Here is a 20,235-nt window from a genome sequence, read left to right as displayed (position 1 = left end):
AGAACAAGTGCATAAAAAAGCCAGCTGCAAAATGCAGCTGGCTATAACCTAAAAAAACGTCAACGTATTTCAGGACGGGTCAACGTAAAGCTATAGGTATCTGAACTATTCCGCTGCAACAGCAAGAGGTTCAATTTTCGCCGCGCTGTATTTGAATTCTGGAATCTTTCCGAAAGGATCAAGCTGCGGATTTGTTAGCATGTTCGCAGCGGCTTCAGAGAAGCAGAATGGCATAAATATCATGCCTTCTGGAACTTCACGATCCTGACGAACTTTCAAGCTAACAGTTCCTCGTCTTGTCGAAACGGACACCCAGTCACCAGCATCCAGATCAAGTTTTTTCATATCCAGACGGTTGATGAAGACAACAGCTTCCGGTTCCAGATTGTCCAGAACTTCTGAACGACGTGTCATGGCACCTGTGTGCCAATGCTCCAGAAGACGTCCTGTTGTCAGGACAAGCGGGAATTCTTTATCTGGCAGTTCGGCTGGATCGATGAGAGCTGTGGAAACAAGCTTGCCCCGTCCTGATGCTGTCGGGAAGCCCTGTGCAAAGAGGATTTCTGTACCCGGGCCATCTTCGCTTGCGCAAGGATAGGTGACAACGTTTTCGCGAGACAACCTTTCCCATGTGATGTTGTTCAGTGATGGCATAACCTGTGCCATTTCATTGAAAACATCGCGGGGATGTGTGTAGCTCCAATCAAGTCCCATGCGCTGTGCAAGTTCTTGAATGAGTTCCCAATCCTGGCGTGCTTCACCTGGCGGTGATACTGCAGCACGTCCCATCTGAACCTGACGGTTGGTATTGGTAAAGGTACCGTCTTTTTCTGCATGGGCAGAAGACGGTAGAATGACGTCAGCGTGCCATGCTGTTTCTGTCATGAAGATATCCTGAACCACCAAGTGATCCAGTTTGGATAGCGCTTCGCGTGCATGTTGCTGATCCGGATCAGACATCGCAGGGTTTTCACCCTGTATGAACATGCCGGTGATGCTGCCATCATGGATCGCGTCCATAATCTCAACAACTGTCAGGCCCTTTTTCTTGTCGAGTTCCATGCCCCAGAAATCTTCCATACGACTGCGAATTTCTTCGTTCTCCACGGATTGATAATCTGGATAGAGCATTGGAATAAGACCGGCGTCTGATGCACCCTGCACATTGTTCTGGCCACGTAGTGGGTGAAGACCTGTACCTGGACGACCAATTTGACCTGTGATCAATGACATGGCGATCAGGCTGCGAACGTTATCCGTACCGTGTGTGTGTTGGGACACACCCATTCCCCAAAGGATCAGGGACGCTTCGGAAGTCGCATAAAGACGCGCGGTCTCACGCAAAGTTTCGGCATCAATACCACAGATTTCGGCCATATCTTCAGGCGCAAAATCTTTGATATTTTCTTTCAGCTCTTCAAAACCTTCAGTGTTGGCTTGAACGTACTGAAGATCATAAAGTTTTTCTTCGATGATTGTGTAAATCATCGCGTTTAGCATGGCGACATCACGACCGGGTTTGAACTGGAGGTGATTATCTGCATAACGGACAAGGTTTTGCCCACGTGGATCCATGACAATCAGATGTTTGTTTGGATCTTTTGCCGCCTGTTTGATGTAGGTCGCGGCAACTGGATGGTTCCAACCGGGGCGACAACCAATGATGATGATACATTCTGCATCAGCAACCGAGGTAAAGGGGGCTGATACCGCACCTGAACCAACACCTTCCATTAGCGCAGCAACGGATGAGGCGTGGCAAAGACGTGTACAGTGATCAACATTGTTGCTGCCAAAGCCTGTCCGAACAAGTTTTTGGAACAGGTAAGCTTCTTCGTTTGAGCCTTTTGCAGAACCAAAACCAGCAAGTGCTTTGGGGCCTTTCTTATCACGTATCTTGTTGAGACCGGATGCCGCACGTTCAAGCGCTTCTTCCCATGTCGCTTCGCGGAAATAAGCAGAGAAATCGTTATCGGGTACACCAATATCCCAGCCACGTGGTGCATCATCGCGACGGACAAGTGGCTTGGTCAGGCGGTTTGGATTGTGAATGTAGTCAAACCCAAAGCGACCTTTCACGCAAAGGCGTTTTTCGTTTGCGGGGCCTTCTGCGCCGTCAATCTTGATGATTTTGTCATCTTTGACATGAACTTCGGTCTGACAGCCAACCCCACAGAACGGACAGACAGAGTTTACGATTTCATCGGCGTAATCTTCTCTGACACCTGCATCGTTGAGGAGAGAGCTTTCCATCAGGGCACCCGTTGGGCAGGCCTGAACACATTCACCACAAGCCACACAGGTACTGTCACCCATATCGGCATTGAAATCGAATACAACGCTGGATTTAGATCCGCGGAAAGCCATGCCGATGACATCGTTTACCTGAACTTCACGACAGGCACGGACACAGAGATTACAGTTAATACAAGCATCCAGATTTACGGCGATTGCCGTATGACTTAAATCTGCTATTGGACGTTCGTGTGCAGGGAAGCGGCTGGATGTAACGCCAATGTCTGATGCCCAGTTCCAGAATTTTGAATTTGGCTCATGGGCTTCTTCGCGGGCTGGTTGATCCGCGACGAGCAATTCAAACACCATTTCCCGTGCTTTTTTTGCTCGTGCAGTTGCCGTGTTGACAACCATACCTTCGGCTGGTTGACGTATACAGGACGCGGCCAGCGTACGCTCGCCTTCGATTTCGACCATGCAGGCACGGCAATTCCCGTCTGCATTGTAGCCGGGTTCCGGTTGGTAGCAAAGGTGAGGGATTTCTGTTCCCAGACGATCCGCAACTTGCCAGATGGATTCACCTGGCTGTGCTGTGACTTCATTTCCGTTAAGTGTAAAACTGACTGGTGTTGTGTTTGCAGTAACAGACATTACAGTTCCTCCGGAAAATGTTTCATCACTGTGAGTAAAGGATTAGGCGCTGCCTGACCCAAGCCGCAAATCGAAGCATCCATCATAACTGTTGAAAGTTCTTTCAGGAGATCCTGATCCCATGTGTCTTGTTCCATAAGACTAACGGCTTTTTCTGTTCCTGTACGGCATGGGGTACACTGACCACAGCTTTCATCTTCGAAGAAACGCATCAAATTCATGGCAACGTCACGCATATTGTCCTGATCGGAAAGTACGATGACAGCAGCGGAACCGATAAAGCAGCCATGTTCATGAAGTGTATCAAAATCCAGAGGGACATCGCCAAGGCTTGCGGGGAGAATTCCGCCAGACGCGCCGCCGGGGAGATAGGCTTTAAATTCGTGCCCATCGGCCATGCCATCACAATATTCAGCGATAAGCTCTTTGATTGTGATACCTGCCGGGGCAAATTTGACACCCGGATTTTTGACACGTCCGGAAACAGAGAAAGACCTTAAACCTTTGCGACCATTCCTGCCGTGGCTTGTGAACCACTCGGGGCCTTTTTCAATAAGATCACGCACCCAGTAGACTGTTTCTACATTGTTGGTAAGTGTTGGTAGGCCAAACAAACCGACTTGTGATGGGAAAGGCGGTTTGTGACGTGGATAGCCTTTCTTTCCTTCAATGGACTCAATCATGGCTGATTCTTCACCACATATGTAAGCACCTGCACCACGGCGAAGGTCTATCTTAATACCGTTGTTGAGGCCCTCGGCGTAAACACGCTCAATTTCTTTTTTGAGTAGTTTGATAACAGCTGGGTACTCGTCGCGAATATAGATGTAGCTTGCGTCTACTTCCCCAACCCATGCACCAATCAACATACCTTCCAGGAAGCGGTGTGGGTCTGTTTCCAGATAGTGACGATCTTTGAATGTTCCTGGTTCGCCTTCATCACCATTAATTGCCATTAATCTGGGCTTTGGCTGTTGGCGAATGATGCTCCATTTCAAACCAGTTGGGAAACCAGCACCACCAAGACCTCTTAGACCCGTGTTTTTTAGAAGCTCGACAATTTCGTCGCGATCATATTTGCCTTCGTAGCATTCACGCAGCACTTTGTAGCCGCCATCTGCAACATAGGCATCGTAATCTCTGTAATCGACAGCTGCGGGATGAATGTCTTTGTTCTCAGTCGCTGCGGTGATGTTCTCTACCGTTGCATTATCTACATGGTTGTGACCGACTTCTGCAACAGGTGCACAATCACATCGTCCCATACAAGGCGCAGGGACAACACGCACGTTTTTGGCGACTGAAGCGGGAAGGTTTTTTAATAGATCTTTTGCACCAGCCATTTCGCAGCTCAGGCTCTCACATACGCGTACGGTTATGTCCGCAGGGGCTTCTTCGCCATCAAGAACAATGTCAAAGTGCGCATAAAAGGAAGCAACCTCGTATACTTCTGCCATGGGCAGTTTCATTTCATCAGCCAAGGCCTGTAAATGACCCGCTGAGAGACTGCTATATTTGTCCTGAATAAGGTGCAGATGCTCAATTAAGAGGTCTCTTTGGCGAGACTTGGTACCCAAAAGAGCAATAATTTCTTCGTGAGCTTCCGTTTCAAGTTGGCGACCCTTGGAAAAAACAGGTGGCTTTCGGCGACCGGATCCTGGGTGGATTTGACGCTTAACTGGGGGACTGTCCTTCTTAGAGGGGGCATCCAAGACGCTGCTATCTGACATTATTCATGCTTCTCCACGACAATCTGCCCTCATTTGGGGGCATGTTGTTCCGGTTTGTCCCGGTCAATTTCTGTTTTTTAGGTAACCATTCACTTGGTAACGATGTCTTGTAGCGTATGTACGTGCTACGATTCTGTCGTATTCCCGAAGCTTTCTGTTACATTTTATAGCTCTTTACCAAGGAAGGGTAGTAAGCGGACATTCGCAAAGTCCTATGTTTTGATAGGGTTTGCTTATGAACATGCCATCTTGGGTTATAAAATAAGTTATTGCTGTAACAATCACGGCTAACAGCTTTATTAATTCTGTTTATCTATGGTTAACTGCCTGCGGTTATTTTATATGCAACAAATAAGATCTTTCGGGATCGTTTTATATCGAGCTGAATCGTTAAAAGAGATTTTTGTAAACAATGAATAGTACAATTGATTTTCGTGTTCTTGAGCTTCTTTCTTCGCGTCTTTGCCATGATCTCGTCGGGCCAGTGGGGGCCGTGAATAATGGCCTGGAGCTTATGGAGGACGATTCCTTTGGTATGGCTGATGATGCCTTGAAGTTGGCGTCAGCGTCAGCATCCCAAGCGGCCGCGACCTTACAGTTTTATCGGCTTGCTTATGGATTGGCTGGTAGCCGTATGGGCAGTGATTATGCGACACTAAACCAATTGGCGGTTAATTATCTTTCCCATACCAAGGTTGATTTTAAATGGCCGGATCTGACAGCGCCCGAAGGACTGCCAGACAATGGGGGCAAGGTTCTTCTTAATCTTATCGCACTGGGGGTTGAGATGTTACCGCGGGGTGGTGTTATTACTGCTCTGAGTGGGAATGCTGACACCGGAACCTTTGTTGCTGTGACGGTGTCTGGTGAGCAGGTGTCGATTCGTGAAGAGGTGATGGAGGCTTTGACGGATGATGTTGATACCCAGGAACTGACTCCGCGTAATGTTCACGCTTATTTTACCCGTTACCTGGCGCGTCAAAGTGGCACGGATTTATTGATTAACAATTCTGTCGATGGGCACGTTCAACTTATTGTATCGTTCTAAAAAGCGGTACAAGTTCATTGTTTGGCACAAAAAAATGTGTCTTATCAGCTCTTAACCCGGGTGGCCTGAAGTGCTTTAAAAACAGCTTTCTTTTGAGAAAGCTGTTTTTTTATGAGTACGTTATCGCGGAGAATGCGAACTATTCGCATTATTTTGATTGATCAATTGAGAGTGATTTGCAATATTCCTAGCGGTTTCACAGAGAGATTTCTCTCACTTAGTTCGCATATCGCCCAAAAGAAGATGGTCGATGAAAATAGGAGACAGTCGTAATGAAGGCTGCTTGGTTAGCAACAACTGCAATGCTCACTGCTGCTGCGATAGGTAGTACAGCAACTTATGCTGAAGATGTCGTCAACGTTTATACATCTCGTCACTATCAGACGGATGATGCACTCTATGATGATTTCACAAAAGAAACAGGTATCAAAATCAACCTGATCGAAGGTAAGGGTGCTGCGCTTATTGAACGTATCAAGAGCGAAGGTGCTAACAGCCCTGCAGATGTTTTGATTACAGTTGATGCCGGAAATTTGTGGCGTGCAGAACAAAAGGATATTTTTCAATCCGTTTCTTCAGACAAACTGAATGCTAATATTCCTGAAAATCTGCGCCATCCTGACCAGAAATGGTATGGTTTGTCGACACGTGCCCGGATGATCTTTTTTGATAAAGCCAAAATCAAAGACGGGGAAATCACGAGCTACGAAGATCTTGCCGATCCAAAGTGGAAGGGTAAAGTTTGTATCCGTAAGAGCTCTAACATCTATAACCAATCATTGCTTGCTTCTATCGTAGAAGCGAAAGGCGAAGAAGCTGCTGAGAAATGGGCATCTGATGTTGTTGCCAACTTTGCACGCCAGCCTGTGAAGGGGGATACAAACCAACTACGTGGTGTCGGTTCTGGTGAGTGTGAGATTGCTGTTGCAAACTCTTATTACTTTGTGCGCTTGATGACAAAGCCAAAGGATCAGGACAAAGGTCTTGCTGATAAGCTTGGCTATGTTTTCCCGAACCAGGCTGACCGCGGTACACATGTGAATGTTTCAGGTGCCGGTGTTGTGAAATCAGCCCCGAACAAAGAAGCTGCGGTGAAATTCCTTGAGTATCTGACAAGTGAGCAGGCCCAAAGCTACTTTGCTGATGGCAACAATGAGTTCCCTGTTGTTTCAGGTGTTGCGCCAAATTCAGCCGTTAAAGGTTTGGGTGATTTCAAAGTTGATACTGTAAACGTTTCTGTTTATGGCAAAAATCAGGTTACAGCTCAGAAGATTTTTGACCGTGTTGGTTGGAAATAAAATCTGGGGCACTAAGCTCTGAGAATATGAAAGCCCTGCAGCTAATGACAAGCTGCAGGGCTTTTTTGTATGCGTAGATATCCCAAATAAATATGCCAAAAAAATTGAGTGATTTTATTTAAGGCTCACAACTCTTGTGCGGAAGATCCTGCGCGGCTTTTCGATATTGCCCGGGTTAAAAGTATCAAGGGAAGAATTCCGACAAGAACAATTGTTAGGGATGCTGTGGATGATTCTGATAAACGCTCATCCGATGCAAGGTTATAAGCTTGTGTTGCCAGCGTATCAAAATTGAACGGGCGCATGACAAGTGTTGCTGGTAATTCTTTCATTACATCGACAAAAACCACGAGACCAGCGGTTAAGATACTTCCTCTCATTATAGGGACATGAACGTGTTTCAGTGTTTTAAAGGGGCCGTGTCCCAACGTGCGCGACGCATCTTCCATGCTGGGGCGTATTTTTCCTAATCCAGTTTCTACGGCATTTAGGGAAACGGCGAGAAAGCGGACTAAATACGCGAAGACTAGGGCCGTGATTGATCCCGTGAGTAAGAGGCCTGTGGAAAGACCAAAGGTATCACGCATCCAGGCATCAATCGTATTATCAAGCGCTGCAAGCGGAAAAAGGGTTCCAATCGCAACGACGGTACCGGGGACGGCATAACCCATAGAGGCAATGCGGGATGCTGCTTTTGACAGAATATTAGGCTGCATCCGATTGGTGTAGGCCAATAGAATAGCAATAGAAACCGCAGCAACAGCAGTTACCAAGGCAATGGTGAAGCTGTTGAATGCTAATTTGATAAACTTGGTCCCGAACTGTTGGTCCCCCAAAGTAATAGACATATCCAATAGTAAAATAGCGGGAAGGATAAATCCAAAAAATAAAGGTGTTGTGCAGGCCACAATAGCCCAAAACTTTCCAAGGCCTTTTAGTTGGTAGCCCGGCAGATTTTGATAGCGATTAGTTGAATGGTGATAGCGGGCGTTACCTCGACTGACTTTTTCCAAGATGAAAACGGTCAGGATAAATACCAGTAGATAGGTGGACAGCTGGCGTGCAGCGGGTAAATCGCCCATATTTGTCCAGGCGTTCATAATCCCGGTTGTAAAGGTTTGAACACCAAAGAAAGAGACAGTTCCAAAATCGGCAAGTGTTTCCATTAAGGCAAGAGAAGTTCCCGCGATGATGGCTGGCCGAGCCAGGGGGAGGGCAACACGAAAGAAACTGCCCCAAGGTCCGCAACCAAGTGTACGGCTAACTTCCAGAGCACAAATGGATTGTTCAAGAAATGCAGCGCGCGATAGCATATAGACATAAGGGTATAAGACGAGCGACAGCATAAGAATTGCACCTGGCAAAGATCTTATTTCAGGGAACCAGTATTCACGGAACTGAACATCAAAAATGTCTCGAATCATACCTTGCAGCGGGCCACTTACCTGCAGGAAGTCCGTGTAGGTATAAGCCATTACATAGGCGGGAACAGCCAGGGGAAGTATCAAGGCCCATTCAAAAATTTTGTGACCGGGAAAACGGCACATTGTAACAAGCCATGCAGTACCCGTTCCAATGATGGATACAAGTACGGCAACACCCGTGGCTAAGAGAAAAGTGTTTATAAGGTAATCTGTAAGAACAGTCTCAACCAGATGATCCCATATATCGCTTTCGGTGGTTAGTGCAGATCCGACGACGTTCAAAATTGGCAAGGTAAAGAGCACTGCAATAAACAGAGCAAACCAGGTCATGAATCTAAATTTATTTTTGAAACGAAGGGTTGAAGCTTTCGAGTCAACCGCTATCGGGCTTTGAGCCATAATCTCGAATCCGTCAAACTAATCACTGTCGCAAATTTTTTTTACGACTCCCATTTGCTAGCATGGCAAAAGCTTGGCGACTAGGGTTTATAAAGGTTTTGTCATAAATAAATGAGGCCTTTAGCCTGTAAAAATCAATAAAATGTGTGCCATTCCAATTAAAGTTAATAAAGGATGGGGTTTGGGTAAGAGGTTATTAATCTTCCTTTGACAAGCTTGTCACTGAATTAATAGCGGATTGCACGCTTTGTGCGTCCGATTTGGTTGATCAGAGATGGAATGGAAGCGCGGTTATGGATGATCTTTTGAGTGAGTTTCTGACTGAGACAAACGAAGGTCTCACGACACTCGATATGGAACTTGTTAAGCTCGAACAGAACCCAAACGACGCAGAGTTGCTGAGTAGCATTTTTAGGTTAATGCATACGATTAAGGGTACCTGTGGATTTTTAGGCTTACCGAGACTTGAATCTGTTGCTCATGCTGGTGAAAACATCATGAACAAGTTCAGAGACAAAGAACTTTCGGTAACTGCGACGGGTGTGTCTCTTATCCTTGAGTGTTTGGATCAAATTCGTGAAATCCTCACAACCTTGGAAGCAACAGAGCAAGAACCTGAAGGTGATGATTCAGATCTTATCAGTCGATTGAATGCGCATGCGGAAGGTGGCGATGTCGGTGAAGCGGCTCCTGCTCCAGCCGAAGCAGCACCTGCTGCGGCTGCACCAGTAGAAGCCGCGGCTGACGATGATGACGAAGAAGATGAGCTGGAGCGTGCTTTTAGAGAAGCGCTTGGCCCTGAAGAATTGGCCGCACAGGCCGCCGACGAGGCTTCAGATGCGCCAGAGGCAGCGCAAGTTTCCGAAGTTGTTGAACTTAATGCTGAAGCACCACCTCCTGCTGCGCCTGCTCCGGCACCAGCCCCGAAACCTGCTGCGAAAAAACCGACACCACCACCGGCAGCGCCAGCTGGCGATAGTGGATCTTCGGTTGCAAACCAATCTATTCGTGTGAGCGTGGAAGTTCTTGAAAACCTGATGACAATGGTTTCAGAACTTGTACTGACCCGAAATCAGACACTGCAAATTTTGCGTGCACACAAAGAAAGCGATTTTGCGACACCTTTACAGCGTTTGAACCACGTTGTTTCCGACTTGCAAGAAGGTGTTATGAAGACCCGTATGCAGCCAATCGGAAATGCATGGGCGAAGTTACCGCGTATTATTCGTGATCTTTCTCATGAACTGGACAAGAAAATTGATCTGGTTATGAAAGGCGCGGAAACAGAACTTGATCGTCAGGTTCTAGAGTTGATCAAAGATCCTCTTACGCACATGGTTCGTAACTCTGCGGATCATGGTCTTGAAATGCCGAATGACCGAGTGGCAGCCGGTAAACCTGAAACAGGTCAGGTCATTTTGAATGCGTTCCACGAAGGTGGACACATTATCATCCAGATCTCTGATGATGGTAAGGGGCTTAATACAAACCGCATTAAAGAAAAATGTGTTGAAAACGGTCTTGCATCCGAAGCTGAAATGGACGGTATGAATGACCAACAAATTCAGCAGTTCATCTTCAAACCCGGGTTCTCGACCGCAGCAGAAGTTACGGCGGTGTCTGGCCGAGGTGTTGGCATGGATGTTGTTCGTACCAATATCGAAAAAATTGGTGGTACGGTTGAGTTGAGCTCGACAGAGGGCAAAGGCACAATCTTTACTATTAAAATTCCTCTGACATTGGCAATCGTTTCTGCGTTGATTGTTGAGTGTTGTAAAGAGCGCTTTGCGATACCGCAGTTATCTGTTGTCGAGTTGGTACGCACATCTGCACATTCCGAACATACAATCGAACACATCAATGAAACGCCTGTCTTGCGATTGAGAAATCGTCTCTTACCATTGGTTACATTGCGTGACCTACTCAAGCTAACAGATGATGATGAGCCTGAGGGTGAAGAAAAAGAGATTAGAGAAGACAACTTTATTGTTGTTTCTCAGGTTGGCACTTACACCTTTGGTATCATTGTTGATCGTGTCTTCGATACCGAGGAAATCGTGGTTAAACCTGTAGCGCCAATTTTGCGTGACATCCAGCTTTTCTCTGGAAATACCATTCTTGGTGATGGTGCGGTGGTTATGATCCTTGATCCAAACGGTATTGCCGCTGCAACTGGTGAGATTGCGGTTGCCGATGCAGATTTGGGTGCACATGAAGATCGTCATCTCACTGGTAATGATGAGAAAGTTGCTATGCTTGTCTTCCGTTCCGGTGACGATGCGCCAAAAGCTGTGCCACTAGCACTTATTGCCCGCTTGGAAGAGATCGATCTGGCAAAAGTGGAAACGTCAGGTGGTCAGCATGTTGTGCAGTATCGTGGACAACTGATGCCACTCATTCCAATGCAACCTGGTATGGAACTCGAAAAAGAAGGCCGTCAACCTGTTCTCGTGTTCTCGGATAGAGAACGGTCCATGGGCCTTGTAGTTGATGAGATCATCGACATTGTCGAAGATCGCATGAATGTTGAATTGAGTGCTGAAAAAGAAGGGTATATCGGCAGTGCGATTATTGCAGAAAAAGCGACAGATGTTGTCGATGCTGGTTACTTCCTGACACAGGCTTATCCTGACTGGTTTGGGTCAGAAGCAGGCAAAGAAAACTTTGAAAGTGATCGATCCAGAATTTTGCTTGTGGATGACAGTCCTTTCTTCCGTAACCTTCTGATGCCAATGCTTTCAGTCGCTGGTTACGAAGTCAAAGCAGTTGAATCAGCTAGCGAAGCCCTGAACCTGTGTGAAAATGGTGAGAAATTCGATGTTATTATTTCCGATATTGAGATGCCAGGCATGAATGGGTTCGAATTTGCCGAAGCTGTTCGCGAAGATCATCGCTGGTCGAAAACACCAATGGTCGCGTTATCGGCATTTGCCTCACCGGCAGATCTTATGCGTGGTCGGGCTGCGGGCTTTAAAGATTATGTTTCAAAAACAGATCGTGAAGCTTTGCTTATGACCCTTCAAGATACGATTGCAGAACTTAAAGGCGCTGCGTGAGATAAATTCATAGAAAGAGTGAAACTGTGAGTGATACTTATTTGGAAAACGAAGATTTTGTTACTTTCTATATCGCTGGCCAGCTTTTTGGTGTTCCGGTTTTGAGCGTACAGGATATTATTAATCCGCAGCGTATTACCCCCATTCCTTTGGCACCGCCAGAGATTGCTGGGTCATTGAATTTGCGTGGACGTATTGTAACTGCAATTGACGTTAGAAAACGTTTGGGGTTACCTGCGCGTGAAGAAAAAGAGTCCATGAGCATCGTTGTTGAGAATGGTCATGATCTTTATAGCCTGATGGTGGATAGTGTCGGGGAGGTCCTCGGTGTTGACGAAAGCTCATTTGAGCGGAATCCACCAACACTGGACCAGCGTTTCCGGGATTATTCCCAAGGTATTTACCGTCTCGATGGTAAGCTTCTTGTCATTCTGGATGTGAACAGATTCCTTGATTATGGTCGAAATGCGGACGCAGCATAATAGGCTTTTCTTAGTTCAGTAGAGTTCAGTATTTTGAATATTCAAAAACAAGTTGGAGCGAAAATATGAAGACCTGTTTGGTTGTCGATGACTCCAAGGTCGTGCGAATGGTTGCGCGAAAAATTCTTGAAGGATTAAACTTTAACATCGAAGAAGCAGAGGACGGTCAGAAAGCTCTGGATGCATGTAACGCATCCATGCCAGATGCTGTTTTGCTTGACTGGAACATGCCAGTTAAAGATGGGTTGGAGTTCCTCAAGGATCTAAGAGCATTGCCAAATGTTGAACAGCCAATTGTTGTTTTCTGTACGACAGAGAATGATATGCAGCATATACAACAGGCGATAGCCGCCGGGGCGAATGAATATATCATGAAGCCTTTTGATAGCGATATTATTGAGTCTAAATTTATACAGGTGGGCCTTATTTAATGCCCTTGTCGATGAATACATCCACTACTGATAAAGGCGGTAAGTCCGATAATGCCTATCGGATTATGGTAGTTGATGATTCTGCAGTAATACGGGGGCTCCTCACCAGAATTCTAGAGGGTGATCCACAAGTTTCTGTAGTTGAATCTGTATCTAATGGTGAAATCGCAGTTAAGCGTTTGGAAAGTCAAAAGATCGATGTTGTTGTTTTGGACATCGAGATGCCGGTTATGGACGGTCTGACGGCTTTACCTAAGCTGCTTCAGGTGAAACCTGATGTTCAAGTCATCATGGCATCGACACTGACACGAAAAAACGCAGAAATAAGTTTAAAGGCGATGCGCTTGGGCGCGGCTGACTACATCCCAAAACCAACCAGTTCTGGCGAACTGACGAAAGCAAGTGATTTTAAACATGAGCTTGTTGCAAAGGTTAAGGCACTGGGACAGGTAGCACGGGCCAGCCAAAAAGCTCCGTTACCGTCTGCGGCAAAAACACAACAGGGGGCAGCAACAACACCATCTGCCCAAAGATCGAAAGAGGCCTCGGTAGCTGCTCCGTCTAGTTTGTACCCAAGCAAGACAATCACCCTGCGTAAAGATGCAATTACGAAGCCCGATATTCTTGCAATCGGAAGTTCAACAGGGGGACCACAAGCCTTGTTTGATGTGCTGGGGAATTTGGGAACAATTACACAGCCTGTTGTCATTACACAGCATATGCCTGCGACTTTCACAGCTTTACTTGCGGAACACATTGCCAGAGTGTCCAGTATGCCAAGTAAAGAAGGTGAAGAGGGAGAAATCCTGAAAGGCGGGCATATATATCTTGCTCCTGGTGGATATCACATGGTTTTTGAAAAACAGGGTGTTAATACTGTTATTCGCTTAAACCAGGAACCACCGGAAAACTTCTGTCGGCCTGCGGTTGATCCCATGCTGAGAAGTTTATCTAAAATTTATGGTTCTCGTCTTCTTGTATTAATCCTTACAGGGATGGGAAGTGATGGTTTACGAGGTTCAGAAGTGGTAACGGCAGCCGGTGGTTCCGTTATTGCTCAGGACGAACAAACAAGTGTGGTATGGGGGATGCCTGGAGCGGTGGCAACTGCAGGACTCTGTTCCGCAGTTCTTCCTATCAAGGAGATGGCATCTAATGTACGACAACTTGTTATGAGGTCGGCGGCATGAACGTGAGTGATTTTGATTTTATTTCGCAATTTTTGAAGAAACGTTCCGGTTTGGTCCTGAGCCAGGATAAAGCCTATCTGTTGGAAAGTCGCTTGAACCCGGTCGCTCGTAAGTGGAACCTCAGTGGTTTTGACGAGCTTGTTCAGAAAGTTCGCGCGACGAACGACGAACGTATTCTTAATGACATTACGGAAGCAATGACGACGAATGAATCGTTCTTCTTCCGTGATCAAAAACCGTTTGATCAGTTCAAAGATCTCGTGCTTCCGCATATGTTGGAAAAAAGAGCTTCCAGCAAAACCATAAGAATCTGGTCTGCAGCCTGTTCGAGTGGGCAGGAGCCATACACACTGGCGATGCTGTTGAAAGAGGCAGGGGCTGCTCTTGCCGGATGGAAGGTCGAGATCATTGCGACCGATCTCTCTAACGAAATCCTGAATAAGGCAAAGGAAGGTGTGTATACCCAGTTTGAAGTACAAAGAGGATTGCCTATTAATCTCCTCGTGAAGTATTTCCAACAAAACGGGGATCGCTGGCAGATCGATAGTTCCATTCGTAATATGGTGACTTTCAAGCCCTTTAATCTTCTTGAAAGCCCGGCAATGCTTGGCAAGTTTGACATCGTCTTTTGTCGTAACGTGCTTATCTATTTTGACCAACCAACAAAATCGGTTGTTCTGAAAAATATTGCGAAGCAGATGCCTGATGATGGCTTCTTGTATCTTGGAGGTGCGGAAACAGTTCTCGGTATTTCTGATGAATTCCAGCTTATCCCCGGGAAAAGAGGGATATATGGTCTGGTTCGCAATGGTGAGCTAGTCAACAAAGCCGCTGGTTAAGCAAGTCTTTGGACAGATTTGAAGCATAAAAAAGGCCTCTGAAAATTAATTCAGAGGCCTTTTGTCTTGGTGTGATTTTTTACTTCGGCTTAATGAAGATTTGTCTCAAGAGGAAAGTTTAAGCCGACGCAAGTTGGGGAGCATCTGCACTTGTTTCAACTGGATCGCGCAGTACATACCCGCGTCCCCATACGGTTTCGATGTAATTTTCCCCGCCTGTTGCATTGGATAGTTTTTTGCGCAGTTTACAGACAAAAACATCAATGATTTTTAGCTCGGGTTCATCCATGCCACCGTAGAGGTGGTTCAGGAACATCTCTTTTGTAAGTGTTGTGCCTTTACGGAGGGAAAGCAGTTCCAGAATACCGTATTCTTTACCTGTTAAATGTAGAAGTTTATTTTCGACTTCTACAGTTCTTGTATCCAGATTTACCTTGAGCTTGCCAGTGTTAATAACGGAAGCGGCATGTCCTTTGGAACGACGGACAATTGCCTGAATTCGGGCAATGAGTTCACGTTTATCAAATGGTTTGGTCAGGTAATCATCTGCTCCAAATCCAAGGCCCTTGATTTTATCATCCAGGCCGTTCAGACCAGATAGGATCAGGATCGGTGTTTCTACTCTTGATGCACGAAGGCGACGAATAACTTCGTAACCGTCCATGTCAGGTAACATCAGATCGAGAATAATAATATCGTAATCGTAAATTTTTCCGATTTCGAGGCCGTCTTCGCCCATGTCAGTCGTGTCACAGACATAGCCTTCTGACTTGAGCATCATTTCGATGCCTTGGGCTGTTGGGGCATCATCTTCTACTAGCAAGACTCGCATGTTCAAATTCCGGTTGTTAATGTTCGTTAAACCAATATGAATGTTGTTAACCATTTTCGGTAACGAATATTAACAAAACCTTACCAGGGTCCTGCAAAAGTTAAAAAATACCCCGAAATTTAGAATAAATTTTACACAATATCGCTATTTTCCCACGAAAATTGATTTTTTAGAAAGAATCTCTGGTTAAGCTGGTGTTAAAAGAAATGTGTAAAAGTAATGTCGATTTGTCGAATAAACCACTGGATATTTAGATGTAGAATGTCTGGCGGTGCCATTTTTAATGTTTTTAACAGGGTATAGAATTCAGAATGCCTCTCAAAAGTTTAACCAGAGAGATATCAGATCTCTCGGATTATCAGGTCTATGGCAGAGTATCTGGTGTTCTGGGAATGCTGGTTGAATTATCCGGGCTTGATCGGCTGTTGGTGATTGGTTCACGTTGTATTTTAATTGCAAAAGATGAAAGACGCGTACCATGTGAAGTCATCGGGTTCAGGCAGGGGCACGCCCTGTTGTTACCTTTTGGATCTCTTGATGGCATCGGTTTGGGCTGTAAAGCAATCCTTGCTTCAAGCGAGCCTTCTATCCATCCATCCGAAGCATGGCTTGGGCGCGTCGTTAATGCTTTGGGAGAACCGATTGATGGCAAAGGTCCTCTGCCAATGGGGCCTGATCCTTATAAAGTTCGAAGTTCTCCGCCTCCGGCTCATGGGCGACAGCGTGTCGGCGGTAAAATTGATCTGGGTGTCAGAGCAATCAATACCTTCCTATCCTGTTGTCAGGGGCAACGTATGGGGATCTTTGCGGGATCCGGCGTCGGTAAGTCCGTTTTGCTGTCGATGTTGGCGCGTTATACCTCTTTGGACGTTAACGTTATTGGCCTGATTGGCGAGCGTGGAAGAGAAGTACAGGAATGGCTTGAAGACGATCTGGGGCCAGAAGGTTTAGCCCGTTCTGTTGTTGTTGTTGCCACATCTGATGAACCTCCGTTGATGCGGCGGCAGGCCGCTTATATGACGATGGCGTTGTCAGAATATTTCCGGGATAATGGCCGGGACGTGCTGTGTCTTATGGACTCTGTCACTCGTTTTGCCATGTCTATGCGTGAAATTGGCTTGTCTGCGGGGGAACCCCCTGCAAGTAAAGGCTATACGCCTTCTGTTTTTGCAGAACTCCCGCAGCTTTTGGAGAGAGCAGGGCCAGGTGTGAAAGCCCAGGGGTCAATTACCGGGCTCTTTACGGTCTTGGTGGAAGGGGACGATCACAACGAACCCATCGCTGATGCTGTTCGCGGTATTCTGGATGGGCATATTATTCTTGATCGGGCGATTGCAGAACGAAACAGGTTTCCGGCAATCAATTTACTTCGGAGCGTTTCCCGTACGATGCCCGGCTGTAACACTGATGCTGAGAATGAGTTAGTCACACGGGGACGGCAATTACTGTCGACCTATGACAATATGGCAGAGCTTATTCGTATTGGCGCCTATACCGAAGGGTCTGACCCCGTTATTGATGAGGCTATTGCACATAATGGTGCATTGGAAGCTTTTCTTACACAAGGCAAGTACGAAGAAAGCAATTTGGCAATAGGGTATGAGCAATTGGCTGCAGCTGTTGGCCTGCCTTGGGGGCAAGGTGGAGACCCGGCGGTTGAATTCAATCCTGATACGCCAACTGGGGATGCACAAAGCCTTGGACAACACAATATAGAGGGAGCGGGGATTGAATCATGAAGACCCCAATTGACAGTATTGTTCGGGTACATAGCTGGAAGTTGGACGAAGCCCAGCAAAAACTCGCCGACCTTGAGAGCTTGGCGATTAAGTTGGAGCAGGATATCGAGAAACTGGACAAGGAAGTGTTGAAAGAGCAGGACTTTGCCTCGCAACACCCTGATGTTGCCCAGACTTATCCTGCTTATGCCGAAGCTGCCCGCGAACGCCGCAAGCGACTGGAAACCTCAATTGAAGAAGTCATGACCCTGAAAGCTATTGCACAGCAAGAGCTACATGAAATTTATCAGGACCTCAAAAAATATGAAGAAGCTCAGGCGAATGACATCAAACGTCAGCAAGACGTTCTGAAGAAAAAAGAGCAGGCCGCTTTCGATGAAATGGGCATGCAGCAATACAGAAGACGTAAAGCTTCAGAGAATAATTGAGATTATTCGGGGTAATGTTTGCATCTCTTGTTCTTAAATAAATTTCATTCCGAAATAATTTATAAATAATGCATACTTGTTTTCTGCTGCTTTGAGTCGTGAGTCAAATTTCTCTTTTTTATATTAAGTGTGTTGAAACAGTGCACTTAATGTAAGGACGGAAATCATGACTAATATAAGAGTATCCACTGTAAGTACTATTGATCAACTCGTAAAATGCCAACATATTAGATCTGTTGCTTTTTTGAGTACTGAGCCGTACGAAGAAGAATTCGATGGAAAAGATTTGGAAATGGTAGCGCATGTGCTCGTGACTGAAAATGATAATCCCATAGCTTGTATGAGGTTACGGCATGTGACCTCTGAAGATGGTGGAACAATCCATTGGGGACGTTTGGCAATGGCACCGACCTTACCGGGGAAGTTAAGGATGGTTACATTGAACTTAATTGCAAAATATGTTGATAACTACAGTTTGAAAAAAGGGTTTCACCGCGCTATCGGCGAAGTTGCAGATAAACGCTTAATGAAGTTTTGGAATAAAAGAGGATTCCAACTGACTGGCGATAATCCGATTATTTATGGCTCTCGTGAATTTTGGCCAATAGAAAAGATTTTTGGTAAGACGGCAAAAGCTCTAGAGATTAAGGATGGGAATGTTAACTTTAGAACAAGTCAGCAGCTGCAGTAATCTTGATGAGCTTTCAAGTGTTTTTAAAGAAAGTAATCAATTCTTTTACTGGCAAAAACAAACAAGAGACTTTGTTTTTACTTACGACAAAATGCCTTTCGGTAGTTTAGATGGGTACTATGGGTCAGATATTGATCTTGTATGTCCGGGTGCTTGGGCCTATAGGAAAAGAATCTGGCCTGTTTTTTCTTTTGAACAGGCAAAAAAAAGCGAAGAATTTAGCTATTATGATCCTGACGGGATTAGTCATCAATACTGGTTATCGTATGGAATTAAAGACTGCTTATTAATTCTATCAGGAACGCCAGAATTAAATTCGTTTGCTGTATTTGGTTTTGATGAAATTATTGAAGATCCAGTCCAAATATCTCTACCTTTTATTTTGGCAACGCAAAAAATGGATATTTGGTTGGAACACCACGATCAGCTGAAATCTTATAGTCGTGAATTCTCAAGCTTATCTGCGAAAGAAAAAGAAGCTGTTATTTTGCAAATTAAAAAGCCTGACTTATCACGAAGAGAGCAAGCAAATATCTTAGGTATTAGTGAGAATACACTTAAAGCTCGCCAGGAACGAATTGCTAAAAAATATGGGGTGACAAGCTTTACCAGCGCTGTTGTAAAAGCTGTGAACCTTAGAGAATTTGATTATGAAGTTTGTGATCACCCTAGCTCTCGTGATCGATTGAAAGCTTAAGCTTATCTATTTGTGTTCGTTTTTTGTCTGGCCTATTGATCGGATAATTTGGGTAATATTATTTTTATTCTCTACTCCCAAGTTCATTCAATAACCACTTATGAAATGTCTTTACCTTGTGGCTTTCGGCGAGCTCTGGCTTGCAAACGAGGTACCAGTCACCGCTATGGCAGGTTTTCTCGCCAAAGGGTTTGATGAGGGGGGTATTAACGTCTCTGGGGGTGGCAAAGGGGCTGTTCGTCATGGCAACGCCGCGACCTTTGTTTGCTGCTTCCAAGGCCAGGAGGTAGTTGTCAAAGGTGATTTCCTGATCTGGAGCCCAGTCTGATATGCCTTCTTTTTGAAACCACATAGCCCAATCGTGGTTATGATTGAAAAGCTGTAAAATATCGTGTTGAAGAAGGTCTTCGGGGGTGTGGATAGGGTGCTTTCCTGTCATTAAATCTTTATGGCACATGGGGGACAGATGTGCTTCTGCCAAATGGTAATACACGAGATCCGGGTCTTTTTTTGCAGCCCAGATAATACCGACATCGGTACCTGTTCGGTCAAAGGTCCAGTCAAGATAAGATGTATTTAATTGTGCCTGGATACCTTTACTGACTTTGTAGAACTCATGAATTCTTGGCAGTAGCCAATACATTGCAACGGTTATATAGACCTGCACGAGCAGCGTTTTGGGGCGTTCAAGTGATTGCACCAGACGTGCACCGTCTGCAATTCTATCAAAGCTATCCACAAGGATTGGCAGATAGAGTTTTCCAGCTTCAGTGAGCACGACATTTCGACCAGCACGGGCAAACAGGTTTACCCCCAATTGGTCTTCGAGGTTTTTGATATGATGGCTGATTGCGGAATGCGTTATATTGAGCTCTTCTGATGCGAGACGAAAATTCAAATGTCTCGCCGCTGATTCAAATGCGCGAAGAGCGTTCAAATTTGGCAAATGCCTTTTTTTCAGCAATATCAAAACCCTCAAGTATTACATGGGAAGAATCTGGGTAACTATCCAGATTTTTTACGATTATGGCACAAAGTCAATTTTAAATGGTGAGTAAAAGTGAC

At 45.6% G+C, this 20,235-nt stretch carries 16 protein-coding genes; 11 read left to right on the top strand and 5 right to left on the bottom strand.

Annotated features, from left to right (window positions below):
• Positions 1 to 105 precede the first annotated feature (105 nt).
• Both fdhF and BKB51_RS09505 read right to left on the bottom strand, forming a co-directional pair.
• Positions 106 to 2,886 (bottom strand): formate dehydrogenase subunit alpha, encoded by a 2,781-nt coding sequence (gene fdhF / locus BKB51_RS09510; protein WP_085900836.1) that lies wholly within the window; start codon positions 2,884 to 2,886, stop codon positions 106 to 108.
• A complete protein-coding gene (locus tag BKB51_RS09505) occupies positions 2,886 to 4,616 on the bottom strand; it encodes an NADH-ubiquinone oxidoreductase-F iron-sulfur binding region domain-containing protein (RefSeq protein ID WP_085900835.1) in 1,731 nt (576 codons plus the stop codon). Before BKB51_RS09505 ends, fdhF begins: the two co-directional genes overlap by 1 nt.
• A gap of 412 nt (positions 4,617 to 5,028) precedes the next feature.
• Here BKB51_RS09505 and BKB51_RS09500 point away from each other — a divergent pair, with 412 nt between their 5' ends.
• Together BKB51_RS09500 and BKB51_RS09495 are read left to right on the top strand one after the other, a co-directional pair.
• Complete coding sequence (locus tag BKB51_RS09500) at positions 5,029 to 5,664, top strand: histidine phosphotransferase family protein (RefSeq protein ID WP_085900834.1); 636 nt, start codon at positions 5,029 to 5,031, stop codon at positions 5,662 to 5,664.
• Between the two features lie 272 nt (positions 5,665 to 5,936).
• A complete protein-coding gene (locus tag BKB51_RS09495) occupies positions 5,937 to 6,962 on the top strand; it encodes a Fe(3+) ABC transporter substrate-binding protein (protein WP_085900833.1) in 1,026 nt (341 codons plus the stop codon).
• A 125-nt stretch (positions 6,963 to 7,087) separates the two neighbouring features.
• On the opposite strand, the gene BKB51_RS09490 is transcribed toward BKB51_RS09495, so the two are convergent.
• Positions 7,088 to 8,716 carry an ABC transporter permease gene (locus BKB51_RS09490; protein ID WP_085900878.1) on the bottom strand — a complete coding sequence of 543 codons (1,629 nt, stop codon included), beginning with the start codon at positions 8,714 to 8,716 and terminating at the stop codon, positions 7,088 to 7,090.
• Positions 8,717 to 9,078: 362 nt separating this feature from the next.
• Between BKB51_RS09490 and BKB51_RS09485 the strand changes: the two genes are divergently transcribed.
• From BKB51_RS09485 to BKB51_RS09465, 5 genes are all read left to right on the top strand, one after another.
• Positions 9,079 to 11,841, top strand: coding sequence for a hybrid sensor histidine kinase/response regulator (locus BKB51_RS09485; RefSeq protein WP_085900832.1), 2,763 nt, complete (start codon positions 9,079 to 9,081; stop codon positions 11,839 to 11,841).
• A 26-nt stretch (positions 11,842 to 11,867) separates the two neighbouring features.
• On the top strand, positions 11,868 to 12,323 hold the full coding sequence (locus tag BKB51_RS09480) for a chemotaxis protein CheW (RefSeq protein ID WP_085900831.1): 456 nt from the start codon (positions 11,868 to 11,870) through the stop codon (positions 12,321 to 12,323).
• Between the two features lie 65 nt (positions 12,324 to 12,388).
• On the top strand, positions 12,389 to 12,754 hold the full coding sequence (locus BKB51_RS09475; RefSeq protein ID WP_046508130.1) for a response regulator: 366 nt from the start codon (positions 12,389 to 12,391) through the stop codon (positions 12,752 to 12,754).
• Positions 12,755 to 12,765: 11 nt separating this feature from the next.
• On the top strand, positions 12,766 to 13,944 hold the full coding sequence (locus BKB51_RS09470) for a protein-glutamate methylesterase/protein-glutamine glutaminase (protein ID WP_085900877.1): 1,179 nt from the start codon (positions 12,766 to 12,768) through the stop codon (positions 13,942 to 13,944).
• Positions 13,941 to 14,783 carry a CheR family methyltransferase gene (locus tag BKB51_RS09465; RefSeq protein ID WP_085900830.1) on the top strand — a complete coding sequence of 281 codons (843 nt, stop codon included), beginning with the start codon at positions 13,941 to 13,943 and terminating at the stop codon, positions 14,781 to 14,783. The genes BKB51_RS09470 and BKB51_RS09465 overlap by 4 nt, the downstream gene beginning before the upstream one ends.
• 118 nt (positions 14,784 to 14,901) lie before the next feature.
• On the opposite strand, the gene ctrA is transcribed toward BKB51_RS09465, so the two are convergent.
• Complete coding sequence (gene ctrA / locus BKB51_RS09460; RefSeq protein ID WP_085900876.1) at positions 14,902 to 15,615, bottom strand: response regulator transcription factor CtrA; 714 nt, start codon at positions 15,613 to 15,615, stop codon at positions 14,902 to 14,904.
• A gap of 311 nt (positions 15,616 to 15,926) precedes the next feature.
• Between ctrA and fliI the strand changes: the two genes are divergently transcribed.
• The 4 genes from fliI to BKB51_RS09440 all read left to right on the top strand — a co-directional run bounded on the left by fliI (position 15,927) and on the right by BKB51_RS09440 (position 19,170).
• Positions 15,927 to 17,354 carry a flagellar protein export ATPase FliI gene (fliI, locus tag BKB51_RS09455; RefSeq protein ID WP_085900829.1) on the top strand — a complete coding sequence of 476 codons (1,428 nt, stop codon included), beginning with the start codon at positions 15,927 to 15,929 and terminating at the stop codon, positions 17,352 to 17,354.
• Positions 17,351 to 17,782 carry a hypothetical protein gene (locus BKB51_RS09450; protein ID WP_085900828.1) on the top strand — a complete coding sequence of 144 codons (432 nt, stop codon included), beginning with the start codon at positions 17,351 to 17,353 and terminating at the stop codon, positions 17,780 to 17,782. Before fliI ends, BKB51_RS09450 begins: the two co-directional genes overlap by 4 nt.
• Before the next feature lie 166 nt (positions 17,783 to 17,948).
• Positions 17,949 to 18,473: a GNAT family N-acetyltransferase gene (locus BKB51_RS09445; protein WP_085900827.1), complete on the top strand. Its 525-nt coding sequence runs from the start codon at positions 17,949 to 17,951 to the stop codon at positions 18,471 to 18,473.
• Entirely contained in the window at positions 18,439 to 19,170 is a 732-nt protein-coding gene (locus tag BKB51_RS09440) for a helix-turn-helix transcriptional regulator (protein WP_085900826.1), read from the top strand. The genes BKB51_RS09445 and BKB51_RS09440 overlap by 35 nt, the downstream gene beginning before the upstream one ends.
• A gap of 64 nt (positions 19,171 to 19,234) precedes the next feature.
• On the opposite strand, the gene BKB51_RS09435 is transcribed toward BKB51_RS09440, so the two are convergent.
• A complete protein-coding gene (locus BKB51_RS09435; RefSeq protein WP_276327916.1) occupies positions 19,235 to 20,107 on the bottom strand; it encodes a LysR family transcriptional regulator in 873 nt (290 codons plus the stop codon).
• Between the last annotated feature and the right edge of the window lie 128 nt (positions 20,108 to 20,235).

It is taken from the genome of Kiloniella majae (assembly GCF_002118315.1).
Lineage (GTDB): Bacteria > Pseudomonadota > Alphaproteobacteria > Kiloniellales > Kiloniellaceae > Kiloniella > Kiloniella majae.
The sequence above is the reverse complement of the archived record's forward strand: the minus strand, read 5'-3'. Positions and strand labels throughout refer to the sequence as shown.